The following is a 22,146-nucleotide window of genomic DNA, read 5'->3' as shown; positions in this document are numbered from 1 at the left end:
TCCTTGTACGTCTCAGGGGGCTGGGGGTTTCTGGTTGAGGGTGTGCAACAGGGATTCGACCTGTTCAAAGCGCGCCTCTGCGCTTTCCATGGGCAGCGTGAAGCGCAGGGTATCAGAGCCGTCCAGGCGATAGGTGTCCGGCGCCTGCTGAATGAGGCTGACCAGGGTCATCGGGTCTACCCGGGTATCGGCGGCAAAGATGATCCGGCCGCGCGTCTCGCCGGCTTCCAGGCGGCTGATGCCCAGCGGTTCGGCGCGCTGGCGGAGCCGGGTCTGGCGGATCAGGTGTTTGAGCGGCTCGGGCAAAAGGCCGAAGCGGTCGATGAGCTCTACCTGCAGCTCCCTGAGCTCGTCGTCGCTCTGGGTATTGGCAATCCGCTTGTACATGACCAGGCGCTGCTGCACGTCGTGGATATAGTCATCGGGAATCAGCGCCGGGAGATTCAGGCTGATGTCCACGCCGCTGTCGAAAGGCGCCTCGAGGTTGGGTGTCTTGCCGGCGCGGATGGCTTTCACCGCGCGGTCGAGCATTTCCATGTAGAGGGTATAGCCAATGGCTTCCATCTGGCCGCTCTGCTCGTCGCCCAAGAGCTCGCCGGCGCCGCGAATCTCCATGTCGTGGCTGGCAAGCGTGAAGCCTGCACCCAGATCGTCCGAGGCGCTGATGGCCTCGAGCCGCTTGACCGCATCCCGGGTCATGGCCTTGGGCGGCGGGGTGAGCAGGTAGGCGTAGGCCTGGTGGTGGCTGCGGCCCACGCGGCCGCGCAGCTGGTGCAGCTGGGCCAGGCCGAACTTGTCGGCGCGCTCGATCACAATGGTATTGGCGCTGGGCACGTCGATACCGCTTTCGATGATGGTGGAGCATACCAGCACGTTGAACCGGCGGTGGTAGAAGTCCGACATCACCCGCTCCAGGTCACGTTCGGGGAGCTGTCCGTGGGCGACTGCCACCCGGGCGTCGGGCACCAGCTCGCGGATTTTCTCCGCGGCGGTGTCGATGGTCTTGACCTCGTTGTGGAGGAAGTACACCTGGCCGCCGCGCAGTATTTCGCGCAGCAGCGCTTCCTTGATCACGCCGTCGGCGCGCTGTTGGACAAAGGTCTTCACCGACAGCCGGCGTGCCGGCGGGGTGGCGATGATCGACAGATCGCGAATGCCGCTCATGGCCATGTTGAGCGTGCGCGGAATGGGCGTGGCGGTGAGCGTGAGGATGTCGATCTCGGCGCGCAGGGTCTTGAGCTTTTCCTTTTGCGCGACGCCAAAGCGGTGCTCTTCGTCGATGATCAAAAGCCCCATGTGGGGCAGCTCGACGCTTTTCGACAGCAGCTTGTGGGTGCCGATGACGATATCGGTCTGGCCGCTTTTGACTTTCTCCAGCGCTTCGGTGGCGCCCTTGCCGCCGGTGAAGCGCGACAGCAGGCCGAGGGTGACGGCGGTATCGGCAAAGCGGTCGCGGAAGTTTTCGAAGTGCTGGCGGGCGAGCAGAGTGGTGGGCACCAGCACGACCACCTGGCGGCCGGACTGGACGGCGAGAAACGCCGCGCGCATCGCCACCTCGGTCTTGCCGAAGCCGACGTCGCCGCAGATCACCCGGTCCATGGGCTGGGGCGCGGTGAGGTCGTTGACCACGGCGTTGATGGCGGCTTCCTGATCGGGGGTTTCCTCGAACGGAAAGCTGGCCGCAAAGCGCTGATAGTCGCTGTCCGGCGCGTCGTACACCACGCCCTGCTGGGCTTCGCGGCGGGCGTAGATGTCCAAAAGCTCGGCGGCGGTATCGCGGATCTTCTCGGCGGCCTTCCGGCGCGCCTTGTTCCACTGCTCCGTGCCCAGCTTGTGCAGCGGAGCCAGCTCGTCGTCGACGCCGCTATAGCGCGAGATCAGGTGAAGGTTGTCCACGGGAACGTAAAGCTTGGCGCCGCCGGCGTATTCCAGAGCGAGGAATTCGCTGGCCTGGCCGCCGGCTTCGAGCGCTTCAAGCCCCAGGTAGCGACCCACTCCGTGGGCCTGGTGCACCACCGGCGCACCGGCCTTGAGCTCGGACAGATGATGCACGGCAAAATCGTCGTCGTCGGTGGCCTTCTCCCGGCGCCGGCTCTGGCGCACGACCTCGCCGAACAGCTCGGTTTCGGTCAGCACCAGAATGTCCGGCGTGCCCAGCCACAGGCCGGCCTCCACCTGACCTTCGGTCAGCGCATAGGGCGCGTCGCCGCTGAGAAAGGCGTCAAAGCCCTCGACGTGGGGCAGCGCCAGCGACAGCGGTGCCAGCAGCTCTTCCAGCGCTTCGCGCCGCCCTCGGGATTCGGCGACAAAAAGGATGCGCGTGTCCGGGTGCCGGGCGAGGAAATGCTCGAGCGCGGCCAGCGGCGTGTGGCTGCGGGCGTTGATGGCGACGTCGGGCAGCGCCAGCGCATCCGGCGTCCGGGCGTGGGGATGATCGTTTTCATCGGTCAGCTCGAGGCGCGGGCGCTGCTTGATCGCGGCAAAGATGTCGCTCACCGGCCAGAACGCCCGATGGGGGGGCAAAAGCGGGCGCGTGGGGTCCACGCCAAGGTTGGCGTAGCGCGCCTCGATGGCCTCCCAGTGCTGCTCGGCGGCGTGGAAGACGCCGGGGAGCAGGGCCACCCGGGTAGCGTCCGTCAGGTGGTCAAAAAGCGAGGCGGTATGCTCGAAAAACAGCGGCAGGTACTGTTCTAGCCCCGGCGAGGGGATGGCCCTGAGCGCGTCGTTGTATAGCGGGCACTGGCGCGGATCGACGTCGAACAGGGTTTCAAACTGCTCGCGAAAATGCGCGATGGCGCTGCGCGACAGCGGGTATTCATGAGCCGGGAGCAGCTCTACCCGCGCCACTTTTTCGCTGGAGCGCTGGGTGCCGGGGTCGAAATAGCGCAGAGAGTCGATTTCGTCGTCGAACAGGTCAATGCGCACGGGCTGCTCCATGCCCATGGCGTAGAGATCGATCAGCGCGCCGCGGATGGCGTACTCGCCGGGCTCGAAGACGGTTTCCACCGCGCGATAGCCGCCCCGGGTAAGCGCTTCGCGCAGCTGCTCGCGGTCCAGAGTGTCGCCGGCGGCCAGGGTCAGCACCCGCCCGGCGACGTAGTCCACCGGCGGCAGGCGCTGCATCAGTGTGTTGATTGGCACCAGCACAATGCCGTGCACGCCGTCCTGGAGGCTTCGCAGGGTGCGTAGCCTGGCCGAGACGATATCCTGGTGCGGGGAGAAGCTGTCGTAGGGCAGCGTTTCCCAGTCGGGGAAGGGCAGCACCGGCACGTCGCTGTAAAAGGCCAGCGTCTGTTCCAGGCGCTGGGCGCTGGCGGTGCTTGGGGTGATGACCAGCAGCGGAGCCTGCCCGGCTGCTCGGGCCAGCGCCAGGGCGGCGGCGCTGCCCGGCGGCGAGGCCCAGTACAGCGTCTCGCGGGTGCCCTGAGGAGTTGGCGGTTCGAGCAGTGAGAAAGTCGGCATAGTCGATATCAGTTGGCGGGTGAGCGCGGAAAAACGAAAGCCCCGATCATACACGATCCGCCGGTCGGGCACGGCCTTCCGGCGTCGATCAGTGCGTTTCCAGGTAGAGCAGCTACGGTGTAACCGGTTTACAGGCGCTGCGACCATCCTGTGATTGCGATACCCTCGCCAGGTCGGGATAATACCCGCACGAACTCCCTTCATTACCCAAAGAGGTCGCACGTGAGTCAGCCAATGCTTGATAACGTTTTCCGGGAATGGCAGAGCAGCGAAGCCCTGGCCGAGCAGATGATTCCGCTGGTGGGGCGCCTGTATCGCCAAAACAACGTCGTCGCCACCATGTTCGGCCGCTCGCTGATCAAGCAGTCGGTGATCCGTATTCTGAAAGATCACCGCTTCGTGCGCAAAATCGAAGGCACCGAGCTGACCGTGGAAGACACCTTCCCCATCGTCCGGGCGATGAGCGAGCTGAGCCTGGGTCCGGCCCACGTCGACGTAGGCAAGCTGGCGGTTAACTTCAAGCGTCAGGGCGGCGGCGACGTGGAGGCGTATCTGCGGCGTGAGCTGCACGAGATCGTCGACGCCTACCAGCCGGGCGCAAGCACCGGCGAGCCCCAGGACGTGGTGCTTTACGGCTTCGGGCGGATCGGGCGGCTGCTGACCCGGGTGATGATCGAAAAGGCCGGCGGCGGCAACCTGCTGCGCCTGCGCGCCATCGTCGTACGCGGTCGCGGCGACGTGGCCAAGGACCTGGAAAAGCGCGCGAGCCTTCTGCGCCGGGACTCCGTGCACGGCCCCTTTGAAGGCACCATTGACGTTGACGTCGAGACGCGCACGCTGACCGTCAACGGCAACGTCATCCAGATGATCTACGCCGACTCGCCGAGCGAGATCGACTATACCGACTACGGTATCAACAACGCGGTGATCGTGGACAACACCGGCATCTGGCGCGACGAGGAAGGCCTCGGCCAGCACCTGGAGTGCAAGGGGGCCGCCAAGGCGATTCTCACCGCGCCGGGCAAGGGCGATATCAAGAACGTCGTCTACGGCATCAACCACGGCGATATCCAGGAAGACGATCAGATTCTCTCGGCGGCGTCGTGCACCACCAACGCCATTGTGCCGGTGCTCAAGGTGATCAACGACGAGTATGGCGTTGCCACCGGGCATGTGGAAACCGTGCACGCCTACACCAACGACCAGAACCTGATCGACAACTATCACAAGGGCGACCGCCGCGGGCGCAGCGCCGCGCTCAACATGGTGCTGACCGAAACCGGCGCGGCCAAGGCCGTGGCCAAGGCGCTCCCCGAGCTAGAGGGCAAGCTGACCGGTAACGCCATCCGCGTGCCCACGCCCAACGTCTCCATGGCGATTCTCAACCTGACTCTGGAAAAGGGCGTCGATGCCGAGTCGCTCAACGACTACCTGCGCGACATGTCCATCCACTCGGCCTACCAGAAGCAGATCGACTTTGTCGATTCCGCCGAAGTGGTGTCGTCGGACTTCGTCGGCAACCGCAAGGCTGGCATTGTCGATGCCAAGGCCACCATCGCCAGCGACAACCACGCCGTGGTCTACGTGTGGTACGACAACGAGTTCGGCTATAGCTGCCAGGTCATTCGCCTGCTGCAGCACGTCTCCCACGTCAGCTTCCTCAAGCTGCCCCACGAAGCCGGCTGACAGCCCTTCCGGCGGCTCCCGCCATGGCTGCGCAGAACGCCACCTCCGGGTGGCGTTCTGCGTTGGTGAGAGGGCAGGCGGCGCGGCTTCCTACCACCTTTGGCAGGCCGGCCGGATGTGGTCATTGGCCGCGCTTATCTTTATAATACGGTGGATTTTTGGGGTGGTTCGAGTGCGGCTCGGACCCGACTGGTAATAACTGAGCGGATACCAAGAAATTCGAATTTTTCGAACCCCTAATTCTTCGTATATCCGATCCATCAACTGGGCGAGACTATGATCGAAGTCAAGAAAGGCCTGGATCTCCCCATCACGGGTGCACCGGAGCCGCGCATCGACGCGGCCCAGTCGGTGCAGCACGTGGCGATCCTGGGTACTGACTACGTCGGCATGAAACCGACCATGGAGGTACAGGTAGGGGACAAGGTCAAACTGGGCCAATTGCTCTTCACCGACAAGAAAACGGCGGGGGTTCGTTTCACCGCACCCGCAGCCGGTGAAGTCGTCGCGATCAACCGCGGCGAAAAGCGTCGTTTGCTGTCTGTGGTGATCAAGGTCGACGAGGGAGAAGAGGAAGCTGTCTCCTTCACGAGCCACGAACGAGGTGCGCTAGCTGGCCTGGAGCGCCAGACGGTGGTCGATCAGCTGGTGGCGTCGGGCCTGTGGACGGCGCTGCGCACGCGCCCCTATTCCCGCACGCCGGCGCTTGACAGCAAGCCCGCGGATATTTTTGTCACCGCCGTGGATACCCAGCCGCTGAGCCCGGATCCGGCGTTGATCATCAACGAGGCGCCGGCGGCGTTCGAAGACGGTCTCAAGGTGCTTTCCCGCCTGACGGAAGGCCAGGTTTATCTGTGCACCGGTGAAGACAGCTCGATTCCCGGCGGCGACGTGGACGGCGTTACCCACGAAACCTTTGCCGGGCCGCATCCGGCCGGGCTGGTGGGCACCCATATTCACTATTTGTCGCCCGTGGCCCTGCATCGCCAAGTGTGGCACATCGGCTACCAGGACGTGATCGCCGTGGGCCGGCTGTTTACCGAAGGCAAGCTTGACGTCAGCCGCGTCATGGCGGTTGCCGGCCCCCGGGCCGAGTCGCCGCGCCTGCTGCGCACCCGTATCGGCGCCAGCACCGAGGAGCTTTTGGCCGGCGAGGTCGTCAAGCCCAGCGACACCCGGGTCATTTCCGGCGCGGTATTCTCCGGCTTTGCCGCCGAGGGCAAGCTGAGCTACGCCGGGCGTTTTCACAACCAGTTCAGCCTGATTGAAGAGGGCAACAAGCGCAATTTCATGGGCTGGCTGTCGCCGGGCAGCAACCGCCACTCGGTGATGGGCATCTATCTTTCCAAGCTGACCGGGCTTGACCGCTACGCGCCGACGACGTCGACCAACGGCTCGGAGCGTGCCATGGTGCCCGTGGGCTCCTACGAGAAGGTAATGCCGCTGGATATCATGTCAACGCAGCTTTTGCGCTCGCTGATCGTGGGTGACATCGAGGCTGCCATGCAGCTTGGGTGTCTGGAGCTGGACGAAGAGGATCTGGCGCTTTGCACGTACGTCTGCCCCGGCAAGTACGAGTACGGCCCCATCCTGCGTGACAATCTCACCATGATCGAGAAAGAGGCCTGACGATGGGTATTCGACAAACGCTCGACAGTCTCGAGCCGCATTTTCACAAGGGCGGCAGGTACGAAAAGTTCTATCCGCTGTTTGAAGCGATAGACACCATGCTCTACTCGCCGCCCAACGTCACCAAGACCACCGCCCACGTGCGCGACGGCATCGACCTCAAGCGCATCATGATCACCGTCTGGCTGTGCACCTTCCCGGCCATGCTCTTTGGCATGTGGAACGCGGGCTGGCAGGCCAACGGCGCCATCCAGGCCGGCTACGAGTCGATGAACGGCTGGCGCGAAGCGCTGATGATGGTGCTGGCCTCCGGCCACAACCCGGACAGCCTGTGGGCCAACTTCGTGCTGGGCGCCACCTACTTCGTGCCCATTTATCTGGCGACCTTCATCGTCGGCGGCTTCTGGGAAGTGCTGTTCGCCATCAAGCGCGGCCACGAGGTCAACGAAGGCTTCTTTGTGACCTCGGTGCTTTACGCGCTGATTCTGCCGGCAACGATTCCGCTGTGGCAGGTGGCGCTGGGCATAACCTTCGGCGTGGTGATCGGCAAGGAGGTGTTCGGCGGCACCGGCAAGAACTTTCTCAACCCGGCGCTCACCGGCCGCGCCTTCCTTTACTTCGCCTATCCTGCGCAGATTTCCGGCGACGCCATCTGGGTGGCCGCCGACGGCTATACCGGGGCGACTCCGCTGTCCATGGCGTTTCAGAGCGGGATGAACGAGGTGACGTCCAACTTCAGCTGGTGGGACGCCTTCTGGGGCTTCCTCCCCGGCTCGGTGGGAGAGGTCTCCACCTTTGCCATTCTGCTCGGCGCCATTGTGCTGCTGTGGACGAAGATCGCTTCCTGGCGCATCATGTTGGGCGTACTGTTGGGGATGGTGGCTACCAGCACGCTGTTCAACATGATCGGATCGGACACCAACGCCATGTTTGCCATGCCCTGGTACTGGCACCTGGTCGTGGGCGGGTTCGCCTTCGGTACGGTGTTCATGGCGACCGACCCGGTATCGGCGTCGATGACCAACCCCGGGCGTCTGCTGTTTGGCGTACTGATCGGGTTCATGACCGTGCTGATCCGCGTGGTCAACCCCGCCTTCCCCGAAGGCATCATGCTGGCGATCCTGTTTGCCAACCTGTTTGCGCCGCTTATTGACCACTTCTTTGTCCAGGCCAACATCAAGCGCCGCGTCAAGCGCGTTGGCGTGCCGGCCGAGGAGACTGCCTGATGGGTAACAATTCGATCAAAAAGACGCTGATCGTGGCGTTTGCGCTATGTATCGTCTGTTCCGTGATCGTGTCCACGGCGGCGGTAGCGCTGCGTCCGCAGCAGCAGCTCAACCAGGAGCTGGACCGCAAGACCAACATTCTCAACGTGGCCAGGCTCTACGAGCCGGGCATGGACGTGGAAGAGGTCTTCGGCGAGCGCATGAGCGCCCGGGTGGTGGACATGGAGACCGGTGAATACACCGACGAGTTCGACCCCGACACCTTCAACAGCTTCGAGGCGGCAAGCGATCCGGCCACCGGCCGTACGCTCTCCGGCCCCGAGGACATCGCCGGGCTTTCCCGGGTAGAAAATTACGCCACGGTGTATCTGGTGGGCGATCCCGACGATCCCGATCAGATAGTGCTGCCCATTCGCGGGCAGGGGCTCTGGGGGCTGATGCGCGGCTTCCTCTCGGTCGAGGGCGACGGTAACACCATCGTCAGTATCACCTACTACGAACACGGTGAAACTCCCGGCCTGGGCGCCGAAGTCAACAACCCTCGCTGGCAGGCACTCTGGGAAGGCAAGAAAATCTACGACGACAAGGGCGATCTGTCGCCGGAGATTCACCTGTCCAAAAGCGCCAGCGGCGAGAACGAGGTGGACGCGCTGTCCGGCGCGACGCTCACCAGTAACGGCGTGACCAACATGCTCAATTTCTGGCTGAGCCCGGAAGGTTTCGGCACTTACCTGGCCCGGTTCCGTAGCGGTGTCAGCCCGGCGGACGCGCAAAATGCCGATGTTGTACCCGAATCCGAAGGAGCCTGATCATGGCAGACGTCACTCCCAAGAGCGTCCTGACGACGCCGATTTTTCAGAACAACCCCATCGCCCTGCAGATACTGGGTATCTGCTCGGCGCTGGCAGTGACTACCAGCATGGGCGTATCGCTGGTCATGACCCTGGCGGTCATTTTCGTGACTTCGCTTTCCAGCTTTTTCGTCTCGCTGATCCGCAACCACATACCTTCGTCGATCCGGATCATCGTGCAGATGACCATCATCGCCTCGCTGGTGATCGTGGTGGACCAGATTCTCAAGGCCTACGCCTACGAGATGTCCAAGCAGCTGTCGGTGTTCGTGGGTCTGATCATTACCAACTGCATCGTCATGGGCCGCGCCGAAGGCTTTGCCATGTCCAACTCGCCGGGGCTTTCGTTCCTCGACGGCGTGGGCAACGGTCTGGGCTATGGCTTTGTGCTGATGACGGTAGGCTTTGTTCGCGAGCTTCTCGGTTCGGGCAGCGTATTCGGCTTTACCGTGCTGCAGACCGTCCAGGACGGCGGCTGGTACGTGGGCAACGGCCTTTTGCTGCTGCCGCCGTCGGCGTTCTTCGTCATCGGCCTTTTGATCTGGGCCATGCGTTCCCTTGATCCTGAGCAGGTCGAGGAAAACGAATTCCGGATGAAGGAAAACACTCAGCCGAAGGAGGCCGTATAACATGGAACACTATCTGAGCCTGTTGGCGAAATCGATTTTCGTCGAGAACATGGCGCTGGCTTTCTTCCTTGGCATGTGTACCTTCCTTGCGGTGTCCAAGAAAGTGTCGTCGGCGCTGGGCCTGGGTGTCGCGGTGATCGTGGTGCTGTCGGTGACCGTGCCGGTCAACAACCTGGTCTATACCTATTTGCTCCAGGAAGGCGCGCTGACCTGGACAGGGATTGCCGGCGCGGAAAATATCGACCTGTCCTTTCTCGGCCTGCTGAGCTACATCGGCGTGATTGCCGCGCTGGTGCAGATCATGGAGATGTTCCTGGACAAGTACGTGCCTGCGCTCTACAACGCCCTGGGCGTGTTTCTGCCGCTGATCACCGTTAACTGCGCGATCCTGGGCGGCGTGCTGTTCATGGTCGAGCGCAGCTACAACTTCGGCGAGTCCGTGGTTTACGGCTTCGGCGCGGGCATGGGCTGGGCGCTGGCCATCGCCGCGCTTGCCGGTATCCGTGAAAAGCTGAAGTACAGCGACGTGCCGGCAGGCCTCCAGGGGCTGGGGATTACCTTCCTCACGGTAGGTCTGATGTCGCTGGGTTTCATGTCCTTCTCGGGCATTCAGCTCTGACGCAGCGTTTTTCCGGCGGCGCGCTTTGGCCGCCGCCGGAATCGGAACAACCTTCAGCAATAGGAAACCGACATGGTTGATACATCCATCATCTTGCTCGGTGTTGTCATGTTCACGGTCATCGTCCTCAGTCTGACGGCGATCATCCTGGCAGCCCGCAGCAGACTCGTGAGCAGCGGGGACGTGACCATCGAAGTCAACGGCGACCCCGAGCACACGCTGACCACCCAGGCCGGGGGCAAGCTCCTCAACACCCTGGCGGCCAATGGCATCTTTCTATCGTCCGCCTGCGGCGGCGGCGGCTCCTGCGCCCAGTGCAAGTGCCGCGTGGAAGAAGGCGGCGGCTCGATCTTGCCCACGGAAGAGTCCCACTTCACCATGCGCGAGAAAAAGCAGGGCTGGCGGCTGTCCTGTCAGGTGCCGGTGAAGCAGGATATGAAAATCGAGGTGCCCGAAGAAGTCTTCGGCGTGAAGAAGTGGGAGTGCGAGGTGCTCGACAACCACAACGTCGCCACCTTCATCAAGGAGCTCAACCTCAAGCTTCCCGAAGGCGAAGACGTGGACTTCCGCGCCGGCGGCTATGTGCAGCTGGTGGCGCCGCCGTACGATATCAAGTTCTCCGACTTCGATATCGACGAGGAGTATCAGGGCGACTGGAAGAAGTTCAACCTCTTCGACGTCTCCCACAAGAACAACGAGGAAGTCATCCGCGCCTACTCCATGGCCAACTACCCGGAAGAGAAGGGTATCCTCAAGTTCAACGTGCGCATCGCCACGCCGCCCCCGGGCACCAGCCATCCGCCCGGCCTGATGTCGACCTACGTGTTCAACATGAAGCCCGGCGATACGGTGACGGTCATGGGCCCCTTCGGCGAGTTCTTTGCCAAGGACACCGATGCGGAAATGGTCTTTATTGGCGGCGGCGCGGGCATGGCCCCCATGCGCAGCCATATCTTCGACCAGCTCAAGCGCCTGGACACCAAGCGCAAGATCAGCTTCTGGTACGGCGCGCGCTCCTGGCGCGAGACCTTCTATAACGAAGAGTACGACCAGCTGGAAAAAGAGCACGACAACTTTGAATGGCACCTGGCGCTGTCCGATCCCCAGGACGATGACAACTGGGACGGCCCCACCGGCTTCATTCACAACGTGCTTTATGAAAACTATCTGAAGGACCACCCGGCGCCGGAGGACTGCGAGTACTACATGTGCGGCCCGCCGATGATGAACGCCTCGGTGATCAAGCTGCTGCTGGATCTCGGGGTCGAACCGGAAAACATCATGCTCGACGACTTCGGCGGCTAGGGCCGACGCGACGAGATGAGTGGGATGGTTGCGGGGCTGGCCGACGGGCTGGCCCCGTTTTGTTTTTCGAGCGTCCGTTTCCCTTTGTGTTTGTCGCCGATCATTACGATAATGGCGGTAAGGGCGACGCTCGACTCAACGCAACAAGCGGCCGGCGCACATCGGCGCCTATGCCGCACGGGAGGCAACGTATGACGATTTGGCTACTCGCACTGGGCTTCATGCTGCTGGTCATGACCGCCATGGCCGTTGGCGTACTGATGGGGCGCAAGCCCATCGCCGGCTCCTGCGGCGGGCTGAACCAGCTGGGGCTGAAGGAAGGCTGCGAAGTATGCGGCGGCAAGGACGACGTCTGCGAAGAGGAAAATCGCAAGCGCCAGGGCATCAGCGCCCGCCGCCAGAGCGATGAGGGCCGCGGGGCGGATCTGGGCTACGATATCTCCCGCTGAGCGGCGTCTGCGCTCATACGGCAAAAAAGCCTGCACGAAAGGGCTAATGCCAGTCAGTTAAGCCTGTTCTCAATAAGTTGATCATGAGACCTTCCCGTGTCAGGCACACTGACACGGGAAGGTCCATGCATTTCAGCGACGCTATTGATGCCATCGCCAAGTCGGTACCCGACGATTTCTCCAGCCTCTCCGAGGTGCTCTCCCCTGAACTGATCGACACCTGTCTTGAAGAAGCCGGCGTGGCCACACTGCGCAAGCGTCGCCTGCCGTTGGACATGGTGGTCTGGGCGGTTGTCGGGATGGCCTTGTTTCGGCATATCCCGATGGGGCAGATCGTCAATCACCTCGACATCATGCTGCCCGGCAAGCGTCCCTTCGTCGCGCCCAGTGCCGTGGTGCAGGCACGTCAACGGCTTGGAGTGGAGCCCGTCAAGCGCGTCTTCGAGCAGACCCAGGCCCTGTGGCATCAGCAGACCCCTCACCCCCACTGGAGTGGTCTGACGTTACTGGGCGTTGATGGTGTGGTCTGGCGTACTCCTGACTCTCCCGAGAATCAGGCAGCCTTTGCGCGCACGCGCAATGCTCAGGGGGAGGCGAGCTATCCGCAGATTCGCATGGTGTGCCAGATGGAGCTGACCAGCCACCTGCTGACGGGATCCGCCTTCGACAGTGTCGCGAGCAGTGAAATGGAGCTGACCACTCAGCTCATCGGCAGCACCCCGGATCACTCCCTGACGCTGTTTGATCGTGGGTTCTACTCACTGGGTTTGCTGCATGCCTGGCAGAGCGCCGGCGAGCAGCGGCATTGGCTGATTCCTCTAAAGAAGGGAACACAGTATCAGGAAGAGCGCTCACTAGGCCGGCAGGATCGCCTGGTGACCCTGTCGACGTCACCTCAGGCGCGCAAGAAGTGGCCAGCCTTGCCGCCGACGATGACGGCGCGGCTGTTACGCCGCAAGGTGAACGGCAAGGAAGTGCAGATCCTGACCTCGATGACCGACCCGCTGCGCTTTCCGGCGGCGGATATCGTCGATCTCTACAGCCACCGCTGGGAAATCGAACTGGGCTACCGGGAAATGAAGCAATCTCTGCTGGGTAACCGCCTGACACTGCGTAGCCGCACCCCGGAGATGGTCTTTCAGGAGCTCTGGGGCACGTTGTTAGCCTATAACCTGATCCGCTTCCAGATGGCTCGCATGGCCTATAGCCTGGATGCCGTGCATCCCAATCAGCTCAGCTTCCATCAGGCTGCTCACTGGCTCATCAAGGAGTTAACGATCCTGCCCTGGGTCTCGCCAGGACGCGTGCCCGGCGTGGTTCAGTCGATGCTGGACATGGCACCTTCCTTCGTCCTGCCTGAACGACGCGAACGATCTTATCCTCGCTCAGTCAGGCGGCGACCACAGAAATACCCCACTAGGGCGTGTTGACGTTTCACATTGGTAGCCATAAAAAGCCGCAGGCCAAGGCCACCATGCTTTCGTAGTTTCGCTTGAGCTTGTCGTAACGCGTTGCGATGGCGCGATACGGCTTCAATCGAGCAAAGGCATTCTCAACCAGATGCCGATAGCGATATAAACCTCTGTCCAGATTGGCATTTCCTTTCTTTGAGTTGCGTTTGCGTGGAATGACGGCAGCCATGCCCTTGGCTTCGATCTGTTCACGGATACGCTCGCTGTCATAGCCCTTGTCAGCCACCAATGCATCACCCGCTGGCAAATCGTCAATCAATGCCCGGGCTTCCGTGCTGTCGTGCACCTCACCCCCGGTTATTCTGAAGGTGATCGGTAGCCCATAGGCATCTACGGTCAAGTGGATCTTGCTGGTATTGCCTGCACGACTTTTGCCAATAGCTTCTGCGTCTTCCGTGGCAGCTCCGGTGCTGTCCTGGTGGGCCTTGACGTAGGAGCCATCAATGAACAGCCACTCAACATCAGGCTCCTCCACCAGAGAGCTGAAAAGCCTCATCAGCTTTCCACTCGCTGACCAGGCGTTAAAACGCTTGTAGACCGTGTTCCAGGGGCCAAACGTCTCCGGTAGGTCCCGCCACGGGCAGCCGGTGCGCATCCGATAAAGGATGCCTTCTATCGTGGTACGCAAGTCGGCCTTGTCATAAATACCTTGTTGAAGCAGGATAGGTTTCAGCTTCGACCAGTGTTCATCCGTGAGCATTTGTCGGGGCATGGCAGGCTTGCAGTTTGTTGGTGTAGGAACCTTTATTCTGCGAGCTTGCCCCTATCCTGCCAATACCCCTGCCATGAAACGTCAACAGGCCCTAAGAAAAATGCCAGTCAGCGTTAACTGACTGGCATTAGCACGAAAGGGCAGGCTTTTCTTTTTGTACGCACGGCGCCGGCTCACGGGCCGGCCGCAAGCGCTACAGCGTTTCCAGCGCCCGGCGGGCCCGGGGTTGCCACTGTCCCGGCAGCGCCGCGGCTTCTTCCAGCGCCCGGCGCGCTTTCGCGATCTGGTCCTGCTCGGCGTATAAAAGCCCCAGATTGAGCCAGGCGACGCCCAGGGTGTCATCGGCGGCGACGGCGCGTCTGAGCGCCCGCACGGCGTTTTCCGGTCTTTCCTGCTCGTAGAGGGCGTTGCCCAGGGCGAAGTGGGCCATGGCGTTGTCCGGCTGAGCCTGGGTCAGCGCCTGCCAGCTGGAAAGCGCGGCTCGGGTGCCGTGCAGCGCCTCAAAGTCGCTTATGGCATCCACCGCGCGCCGGGGCGTGACGCCTTCGGGGATGCGCCCGGGCTTGGCCAGCACGAAACCCCAGCGCTGGCTGCGCGCCCAGGTCGCGTCGAAGCGGCCGAAGGAGGTTATCTGCCGGCGGGTTTCGCCGCTGCGAAGGATCAGCGTCTCTTCGGCAAGGTCATAGCCGATGACCACGGCGTAGTGCCACATGGGAAAGGCGGGTAGGGCAAGGTTTTGCATGACCACCACCGGATTGCCCGCGGCGACGTGGCCCAGCAGCGCGTCGAAGGTCGGGCGTATGGGAAAGGCGAGGCGCCCATGGCGACGCGCCGCTGCCAGCATTTCCGGCTGTACGCTACCGTCCCGGCCGGGGATGAAGACCTGGGAGACCAGGCTGTCGGCGGTGATGTCGGTATCCCGCTCACGACCCCGGGCCAGCCTGGCCTCTGCCTCGGGCGAGACGGTCCAGGCCTTGTCTGCTTCGCCCGCGCTTGCCGCGGGGCCCTTCGAGGATGCTGGATCGGCCGGGGAATAGTTGAGCACCGTGGCCAGCGCCGCCGGGCCGCACTGGTATTTTTCCTGGGGGAAGAAAGGCACGTTGACGAGCTCGACGCGTTCGGGCAGCCGATAGGTGCTGTCTTTCAGCGCGGGGCTCGTCGCGCAGCCGCTCAGAAACAGGGCGATCAAGGCGCAGCAAAGCAAAACGCCCGCGGGGCGGGCGTTTTGCAGGGAGCGCTTTAGTGCCCGGCGCTTAGCGCGTAAACGGGAAGACATTGGTCAGGCCAAGAATGTCGGTGACCAGCAGAATCACGAATACGGCGAACAGCGCGCCCACCACGCCGGCACCGGCGGGCATGGCGTCAAGGCGGTCAGCCATTTCGCGGGCTTCGGCATCGCTCAGCGCGGCCACGCGGTCCTTGACCTGGTCGACGCTGACGCCTTGGGCAAGCAGCTGGTCCTGTACGTCGGCGCGGGCGAGAACGTCGTTGATGCGCTCGCGGTCGCTTGCGGCAGTGTCGGCCTGAAGCGCGGACTGCGTCGAGACCAGACCGGCGGTCTGGGCAGCGGCTACCGGCAGGCTGCCAAGTGCCAGCACGGCAATCAGCATGATGGCGACGTAACGGCGAAGGTAAGGCATGGTCATGTTCCCTTGTTGAGTAGCGTTGGTTATTGGGGTTGGCACAGGCGTATTATCGCAAAGCCGGCCGACCGGCTTGCGGATAAAACGGGCGCTGGGTGGATCGCGCACAGTATTATAGAAAGAAACCCCCGCGTGTTTAAGGCCGAGGTGTGCACTAAAGCGCAAGGTTTGTATCCTTGGGTAACCCCGGGAGCGGCGGTCATCGGACTCGGTAGGTCCAGGCGGTTTCTGCCAGCAGCCCGCGGCCGCCGGCAAGCGTCATGGCCAGGTCATGAAGTCCTGGCCACAGCGGCACCGGGGAGGCGCCCTTGATGGCCAGGTCCAGCCGCTGGGCCATCAGCAAAAGCTTGTGCAGCCGGCGCGCGGGCAGGCGCCGGATGGCGTTTTGGTACGCCGGCCGGCGACGCTCGAAGATCATCGGTTTTTGCGCCTTGCAGGCGTGCTCGAAGCTTTGCCCCTGCTCCAGATGCTGGTGCAGGGAAAGCAGCGTGCGCATTTCCCGGCCCAGCGCCCAAAGCACGATAGGCGCTTCGACCCCTTCGCTTTTCAGCCCGTAGACGATTCGCGAGGTGCGCGCCGCTTCGCCTTTCAGACAGGCATCGGCCAGGGTAAAGACGTCAAAGCGCGTGCTGTCCTCCACGCCCCGGGCGATGCTTTCCATGCTCACCCGAGCGTTGGCCGGCAGCACCAGGGCCAGCTTTTGCAGCTCCTGGTCCGCGGCCAGCAGGTTACCCTCGGTACGCTCGCCGAGAAGGCGCGCGGCGTCAAGCTCGAGCTGAAGCCCGTGACGCTGAGCCCGGTCGCGCAGCCAGAACCCCAGCCGCGAAGCGTCCACCGGCCATACCGGCACGAACAGGCCGTGCTTGTCCAGCGCCTTGAACCAGGCGCTTTTCTGCTGTCGGGCATCGAGCTTGCCCATGCTGACAAGCAGCACGTCGTCGCTGTGACGAAGCCCCTCGGCGTATTCGGCAAGCGCTTTGGCGCCTTCCTGACCCAGCTTGTGCCGGCCCAGACGCACCTCGATCAGCTTGCGCGTGGCAAACAGCGAGAGGTTCCCGGCGACTTCGAAAAGTCGCCCCCAGGCGAAGTTGGGCTCCACGTCGAGGACGTCGCGCTCTTCCACGCCGTCCTTGCGCGCCGCGGCCCGCACCGCGTCGCAGGCATCGCGGTGCTGCAGCGGCTCGTCACCGGCGACGATCACCACCTTGGGCAGCCGCTTGGCCAGCGCTCCGGGCAGCTGGTCGGCAAACACCTTCACCTGAGCGCTTCCAGGCTTGCCAGGCGTTCGGCAATGCGCCTGGCCAGCTGCTGGGCCAGCTGCTGGCGGGCCTCGTCGATCAGCACGTCGCGGTTGAGCAGGTCGTCGTCGTTGACGCGCTGACTGAGCTCGGTGCTGAACGATTCGCGATTCCACACGTAGGCCTGGTCATGGCGCTGCTGCAGCGATACCCGGGCCTCCAGGGTAAAGCGATGCTCGCGGCTGCCGCGGTCCGTGCCGCCCAGCCGCCGGCTGTGCATGTCGACCCCGCTGAGCGTCAGCCGCCAGGGGGCCGAATCGCTCAAGCCGCTGCCTCGGGCCTGCAGCAGCCGGGCCAGCGCCTGGCCGAGATCGCTTTGGGTGTTGCCCTCGAGGGCAAGGGGGGGAAGCGTCGGCAGGCTCTCGCGCCCGCGCAGGTGAAAGCCGCAGCCGCCCAGCCCCAGAGCGGCGGAAGCGCCCAGCGCGGCGCCGAGAAAGGCGCGGCGGGAAACGCCGTGGCGGCGGGGCTGCCGGACGGCCCTCACGCGCCCACCACGATATTGACCAGCTTGCCGGGGACCACAATGACCTTGCGCACGGTCTTGCCCTCGGTATGGCGCTTGACGTTGTCGTCTTCCATGGCGAGTGCTTCCACGGTTTCCTTGTCGGCATCCGCCGGGGCGCTGAGGCGGGCGCGCAGCTTGCCGTTGACCTGAACCACAAGCTCGATGCTCTCCCGGGTCAGGGCGCCTTCGTCAAGCGCCGGCCAGGCGGCGTCGATCACCGGCGTCTCGTGGCCCAGCTGCTGCCAGAGCGCGTGGCACAGGTGGGGGGTGATGGGCGCAAGCAGCAGCACGCAGGTTTCCACCGCCTCCCGGGCCACGGCCAGGTGGTCCGGGTCGACGCTGTCGGCGTCGTGGGTAAAGCGCCCCAGCGCGTTGGACAGCTCCATGACCGCGGCAATGGCGGTGTTGAAGGTGGTGCGCCGGCCGATGTCGTCGCTGGCCTTTTTGACGGTCTCGTGAGTCTTGCGCCGCAGCGCCTGTTGCGCCTCTGTCAGGCTAACGTCGGCCAGCGCCGCCGGCGTGCCCGCTTGCAGGTGGTCGTGAACCTGGCGCCAGAGGCGCTTCAAAAAGCGGTGTGCGCCCTCAACGCCGGCGTCCGACCACTCCAGCGACTGATCGGGCGGGGCGGCGAACATCATGAACAGGCGCACGGTGTCGGCGCCGAAGCGGTCGATCATCGCCTGGGGGTCCACGCCGTTGTTTTTCGACTTGGACATCTTTTCGATGCTGCCGGCCGTGACCGGCTGGCCGTCTGCGGGCAGCATTGCGCTGATGGCACGGCCCTTGTCGTCGCGCTTGACCTCGACGTCGGCCGGGTTGAACCACTGCTTGCCGCCGTTTTCGGCGGGGCGGTAATAGGTTTCGGCGATGACCATGCCCTGGGTCAAAAGCTGCTGGAAGGGCTCGTCGGAGTCGACCATGCCGAAGTCGCGCATCAGCTTGTGAAAGAAGCGCGCGTAGAGCAGGTGGAGGATGGCGTGCTCGATGCCGCCGATATAGAGATCCACCGGCAGCCAGTAGTTGGCGCGCTCGTCGAGCATGGCATCGGCGTTGTCGGCGCAGCAGAAGCGAGCGTAGTACCAGGACGACTCCATGAAGGTGTCGAAGGTATCGGTTTCGCGCACCCAGCCGTCGCCCAGATCAGAGAACTCGGGCATTTTCTTCAGCGGCGACCCCGAGGCGTCCACGGTGACTTCCATGGGCAGCTTTACCGGCAGCTCGTCGTCGGTGAGCGGCACGGTCTGGCCGTCGGGGCCGTACTTTACCGGGATCGGCGCGCCCCAGTAGCGCTGGCGGGCGATGCCCCAGTCGCGCAGGCGGTACTGGGTCTTGACCTCGCCGCGACCCTGCTCGGCGAGCGCCCGGGCAATGGCCTCGAAGGCGGCGTCGAAGTCCAGGCCGTCGAACTCGCCGGAGTTGATCAGGGTGCCGTGTTCCACGTAGGCGCTCTCGGACAGATCCGGCGTATTGCCGTCGGCGTCGGCGATGACCGGAGAAATCGGCAGGCCGTAGGCGGTGGCGAACTCCCAGTCGCGCTGGTCGTGGGCGGGCACGGCCATGACCGCGCCGGTGCCGAACTCCATGAGCACGAAGTTGGCCGCGTAGACGGGCACTTTCCTGCCCGTCAGCGGGTGGATGGCGCTATGGCCGGTGGGCAGGCCCTTCTTGTCCCGGGTGGCCATGTCCGCTTCCGAGGTGCCGCCGCGGGCGCACTCTTCGCGGAAGGCGGCAAGCTCGGGGCTGGTCTCGGCGGCGCTCTTGGCCAGCGGGTGATCGGCAGCCACGGCGACGTAGGTCACGCCCATCAGCGTGTCCGGGCGGGTGGTATAGACGGCGAGCGGCTCGCATTCGCCGCCGGCCGAGTCGCTCACGGCAAAGGTCAGCTCCACGCCCCGGGATTTGCCGATCCAGTTGCGCTGCATGGTCTTGACCTGTTCGGGCCAGTCGACCTCCTCCAGGTCGGCGAGCAGCTCGTCGGCATAGTCGGTGATCTTCAAGAACCACAGGGGAATTTCCCGGCGTTCCACCGGCGCCCCGGAGCGCCAGCCGCAGCCGTCGATCACCTGCTCGTTGGCCAGCACCGTCTGGTCTACCGGGTCCCAGTTCACCGTGGACATCTTCTTGTAAACCAGGCCCTTTTCCACCAGCTTGGTGAAAAACCACTGCTCCCAGCGGTAATAGTCGCTGTCGCAGGTGGCAAACTCGCGATCCCAGTCGTAGGCAAAGCCCAGCGCCTTGAGCTGACGGCGCATATAGTCGATGTTGTCGTAGGTCCACCGGGCCGGCGGCACCTGATTCTGGATGGCGGCGTTTTCCGCGGGCATGCCGAAGGCGTCCCAGCCCATGGGCTGAAGGACGTTTTTGCCCTGCATGCGTTGAAAGCGCGATACCACGTCACCGATGGTGTAGTTGCGTACGTGCCCCATGTGCAGCTTGCCGCTGGGGTAGGGAAACATCGACAGGCAGTAGAACTTTTCGCGGCTGGCGTCTTCCACGGCCTTGAAGCACCGGTGCTTTTCCCAGTACTGCTGGGCGTCGCGTTCAATTTCGCTGGGGCGGTAATGTGCGTCCATCGGGTTATGTCATGCCTTGGGCTGCTCGCCCGGCGCGGCCGGGCCGAGAGTGAATGATAAAAGTCGAATGCTGGAACCTTGACTCGATTGTATCCTATGAAGGGGTAACCTTGAACGGCAAGCGACACAATGGCCCGCGTTCACCTCGGGGGCGGGCACGCCGGACTGACACGCAAAGGAGAACGTTATGGACAAGCACAACGAAAGCCGTCTGCGCGAAGGCTACGAGCGCCTGCTGGAAAGGGTGAAGGGCGGCTCCGGCGAGCTCGACCGGGAGAGCCTGGAAAAGGAGCTGGACGATGCCGTCGAGTTCGAAAGCGAGCTTGCCGAGTACACCAAGGACGAGCTGGCGCTGCTGCGCGCCTGGGTCGAGCGCGACCTGCGCGACATGCGCAGCTATCTGGGAAATTCCGGGCGCCAGGTGGCCGAATGGCTGGGCATTGACCTTGACCATCTGTCGCGGCGGGTGAGCGAGTCGCTGTTGTCCATTGCCGATCGCAGCGTGGTCGAGCGCGAGCGCTTCAACGAGGACCTGGAAGCCGCCCGCGCCGACTACTGCGAGGGCGAAATGGCCGCCCCCGGCAAAATGGCCTGCACCCACTGCGACGCCGAGGTCATTCTTGACCGGGTGCAGCTGCTGGAGCCCTGCCACCAGTGCGGCAGCCGCTATTTCATGCGCCTGACCGCCACCCGGAAAGGCTGAACGGCGCCCGCCGGCGCTTGCCAGGGCCTGACCGCGGTCAGGCCTGCCCCAGCAGCAGGGCAAGCCCGGCAATGGCAACGAGCACGAGCAGGCTCATGGCGCCGGCATAGCCCAGGTTGTGTTTCATCATCCGGTAGCCGCTGATGCCGTAGCGCCCCTGAAGCGAAAGGTTGATGCCCGACAGCGGCCCCACGGCGGTGCCCACGCCCCAGGCGGTGAGCCCGACAAAGGCGTACAGCGTCTGGGCGTTGCCCTCGAGCGACAGTACCGAGGCCAGCGTCGAAACGCCGATGATCGGATGCAGTCCGATCATCGCGCTGAGGACGATGACGATAAAGCTCGCCATGGCCTGGGGCAGGCCGAAGCGGTCGAACAGCGTCCACGTGTCCTGGGTCGCGGCGTCCACCAGGGTGGAAAGCCCCAGGGTAAACAGGCCGGCGGCAAGAAACAGCGAAATTTCCCCGCGCATGGCCGGAAGCCTTGTCATGCTGTGCTGATAGATTCGGTAGCCGGTATAGCGCAGCCCCCGGGGCAGGTTGGCAGCAAGCGCCACCGAGGGCAGCAGGAAGGTGATGATGCTGACAATGGAGAGGCCGGGCGTCAGCCAGAAGTGAAACAGCATCACCAGTACCGCCATGCAAAGCGGCATCAGCAGGCTTTTCGGCGCCAGCGAAAAGCCGTCGACTTCGTCTAGGTCAAAGCGCCGGTCAAGCTCCAGGGTAGTGAATAGCCCGGCGCACATGGCCAGCGGGAAACCGGCCAGCGCCACGTAGGCGTACTGCATATTCGGTACCAGCGCGATCATTACCCCCATGGAGGCAAAAAACGGCGACCACAGCGCCGCGCTGGAAAGCCCGCGGTTAAGCGCCAAAAGCTGGGGCGTGGACAGGGGTTCCCGGCGGGAAAGCCGATCGCCTACCATAAAGACCGCCGAGAGGTTGAGAATGGTGCCGAGAAAGTGCACCCCGGCCCAGCTGCGCAGCACGCCGCCGGTGCCGGTGACGCGCTTGCCCGGCGCTTTGCGGTTGCCCTGGGTGCCGATCAGGGCAATAAAGCTTACCCCGACCAGCATCACCACCACGAAGGCGTTGCGGGTGATAATGCCCGGCCAGTATATCCGGGCGCCGTAGCCCAGCCTTGCGGTTAGCAGCATGATGAGCCCCAGCGCAATGAGCACGGCGGCCTGGCGGCGGGAGCGCGCGGGAATATCCCGCCACAGCAGCGCCACGGCAAGCCACAGGGCGTAGCTGACCGCCAGCGTGGTGCCCAGCGCGCCGCTGAAGCCGGCAATCTGCAGCGCCAGCGCAAGCAGTATCAGCCCGCCGGCGATGCGCTGTCGGGGAGAGCTCTCGTGCATATCCGCCTTCCTGGAAAATTTCCGGCA

The 22,146-nt window shown here is 63.6% G+C and carries 18 protein-coding genes; 10 read left to right on the top strand and 8 right to left on the bottom strand.

Annotated features, from left to right (window positions below; all coding sequences use genetic code 11):
• Positions 1–12: 12 nt before the first annotated feature.
• Complete coding sequence (mfd, locus tag P1P91_RS09595; protein WP_311882241.1) at positions 13–3,462, bottom strand: transcription-repair coupling factor; 3,450 nt, start codon at positions 3,460–3,462, stop codon at positions 13–15.
• A 222-nt stretch (positions 3,463–3,684) separates the two neighbouring features.
• Here mfd and P1P91_RS09590 point away from each other — a divergent pair, with 222 nt between their 5' ends.
• The 9 genes from P1P91_RS09590 (at position 3,685) to P1P91_RS09550 (ending at position 13,286) form a co-directional block, all read left to right on the top strand.
• Entirely contained in the window at positions 3,685–5,148 is a 1,464-nt protein-coding gene (locus tag P1P91_RS09590) for a glyceraldehyde-3-phosphate dehydrogenase (protein ID WP_311882240.1), read from the top strand.
• 276 nt (positions 5,149–5,424) lie between these two features.
• A complete protein-coding gene (locus tag P1P91_RS09585) occupies positions 5,425–6,777 on the top strand; it encodes a Na(+)-translocating NADH-quinone reductase subunit A (protein ID WP_311882239.1) in 1,353 nt (450 codons plus the stop codon).
• Between the two features lie 2 nt (positions 6,778–6,779).
• On the top strand, positions 6,780–8,003 hold the full coding sequence (locus P1P91_RS09580) for an NADH:ubiquinone reductase (Na(+)-transporting) subunit B (protein ID WP_311882238.1): 1,224 nt from the start codon (positions 6,780–6,782) through the stop codon (positions 8,001–8,003).
• Positions 8,003–8,812, top strand: a complete 810-nt coding sequence (locus P1P91_RS09575; protein WP_311882237.1) for a Na(+)-translocating NADH-quinone reductase subunit C — start codon at positions 8,003–8,005, stop codon at positions 8,810–8,812. The genes P1P91_RS09580 and P1P91_RS09575 overlap by 1 nt, the downstream gene beginning before the upstream one ends.
• Positions 8,813–8,814: 2 nt before the next feature.
• Positions 8,815–9,483: an NADH:ubiquinone reductase (Na(+)-transporting) subunit D gene (locus P1P91_RS09570; protein ID WP_311882236.1), complete on the top strand. Its 669-nt coding sequence runs from the start codon at positions 8,815–8,817 to the stop codon at positions 9,481–9,483.
• Position 9,484: 1 nt separating this feature from the next.
• Positions 9,485–10,102 carry an NADH:ubiquinone reductase (Na(+)-transporting) subunit E gene (nqrE, locus tag P1P91_RS09565; RefSeq protein WP_311882235.1) on the top strand — a complete coding sequence of 206 codons (618 nt, stop codon included), beginning with the start codon at positions 9,485–9,487 and terminating at the stop codon, positions 10,100–10,102.
• Between the two features lie 72 nt (positions 10,103–10,174).
• On the top strand, positions 10,175–11,407 hold the full coding sequence (nqrF, locus tag P1P91_RS09560; RefSeq protein ID WP_311882234.1) for an NADH:ubiquinone reductase (Na(+)-transporting) subunit F: 1,233 nt from the start codon (positions 10,175–10,177) through the stop codon (positions 11,405–11,407).
• Positions 11,408–11,598: 191 nt separating this feature from the next.
• A complete protein-coding gene (gene nqrM / locus P1P91_RS09555; protein WP_311882233.1) occupies positions 11,599–11,856 on the top strand; it encodes a (Na+)-NQR maturation NqrM in 258 nt (85 codons plus the stop codon).
• 125 nt (positions 11,857–11,981) lie between these two features.
• Positions 11,982–13,286: an IS4 family transposase gene (locus P1P91_RS09550; RefSeq protein ID WP_311882232.1), complete on the top strand. Its 1,305-nt coding sequence runs from the start codon at positions 11,982–11,984 to the stop codon at positions 13,284–13,286.
• A gap of 4 nt (positions 13,287–13,290) precedes the next feature.
• On the opposite strand, the gene P1P91_RS09545 is transcribed toward P1P91_RS09550, so the two are convergent.
• From P1P91_RS09545 to leuS, 6 genes are all read right to left on the bottom strand, one after another.
• Positions 13,291–14,040, bottom strand: a complete 750-nt coding sequence (locus P1P91_RS09545) for an IS5 family transposase (protein WP_311881892.1) — start codon at positions 14,038–14,040, stop codon at positions 13,291–13,293.
• A 193-nt stretch (positions 14,041–14,233) separates the two neighbouring features.
• Positions 14,234–15,229, bottom strand: coding sequence for a PA2778 family cysteine peptidase (locus P1P91_RS09540; protein ID WP_311882231.1), 996 nt, complete (start codon positions 15,227–15,229; stop codon positions 14,234–14,236).
• 64 nt (positions 15,230–15,293) lie between these two features.
• Positions 15,294–15,680 carry a PA2779 family protein gene (locus P1P91_RS09535; RefSeq protein WP_311882230.1) on the bottom strand — a complete coding sequence of 129 codons (387 nt, stop codon included), beginning with the start codon at positions 15,678–15,680 and terminating at the stop codon, positions 15,294–15,296.
• A 202-nt stretch (positions 15,681–15,882) separates the two neighbouring features.
• Positions 15,883–16,941 (bottom strand): DNA polymerase III subunit delta, encoded by a 1,059-nt coding sequence (gene holA / locus P1P91_RS09530; protein WP_311882229.1) that lies wholly within the window; start codon positions 16,939–16,941, stop codon positions 15,883–15,885.
• Positions 16,938–17,465 carry an LPS assembly lipoprotein LptE gene (lptE, locus tag P1P91_RS09525; RefSeq protein WP_311882228.1) on the bottom strand — a complete coding sequence of 176 codons (528 nt, stop codon included), beginning with the start codon at positions 17,463–17,465 and terminating at the stop codon, positions 16,938–16,940. Before lptE ends, holA begins: the two co-directional genes overlap by 4 nt.
• A complete protein-coding gene (gene leuS, locus P1P91_RS09520; protein ID WP_311882227.1) occupies positions 17,462–20,059 on the bottom strand; it encodes a leucine--tRNA ligase in 2,598 nt (865 codons plus the stop codon). The genes lptE and leuS overlap by 4 nt, the downstream gene beginning before the upstream one ends.
• 187 nt (positions 20,060–20,246) lie before the next feature.
• Between leuS and P1P91_RS09515 the strand changes: the two genes are divergently transcribed.
• On the top strand, positions 20,247–20,762 hold the full coding sequence (locus P1P91_RS09515) for a zinc ribbon-containing protein (RefSeq protein WP_311882226.1): 516 nt from the start codon (positions 20,247–20,249) through the stop codon (positions 20,760–20,762).
• 37 nt (positions 20,763–20,799) lie between these two features.
• On the opposite strand, the gene P1P91_RS09510 is transcribed toward P1P91_RS09515, so the two are convergent.
• Complete coding sequence (locus tag P1P91_RS09510) at positions 20,800–22,119, bottom strand: hypothetical protein (RefSeq protein ID WP_311882224.1); 1,320 nt, start codon at positions 22,117–22,119, stop codon at positions 20,800–20,802.
• Positions 22,120–22,146 lie beyond the last annotated feature (27 nt).

It is taken from the genome of Halomonas piscis, assembly GCF_031886125.1.
Lineage (GTDB): Bacteria > Pseudomonadota > Gammaproteobacteria > Pseudomonadales > Halomonadaceae > Vreelandella > Vreelandella piscis.
Note: the sequence above shows the minus strand (reverse complement) of the source record. Positions and strands in the feature narration are given on the sequence as shown.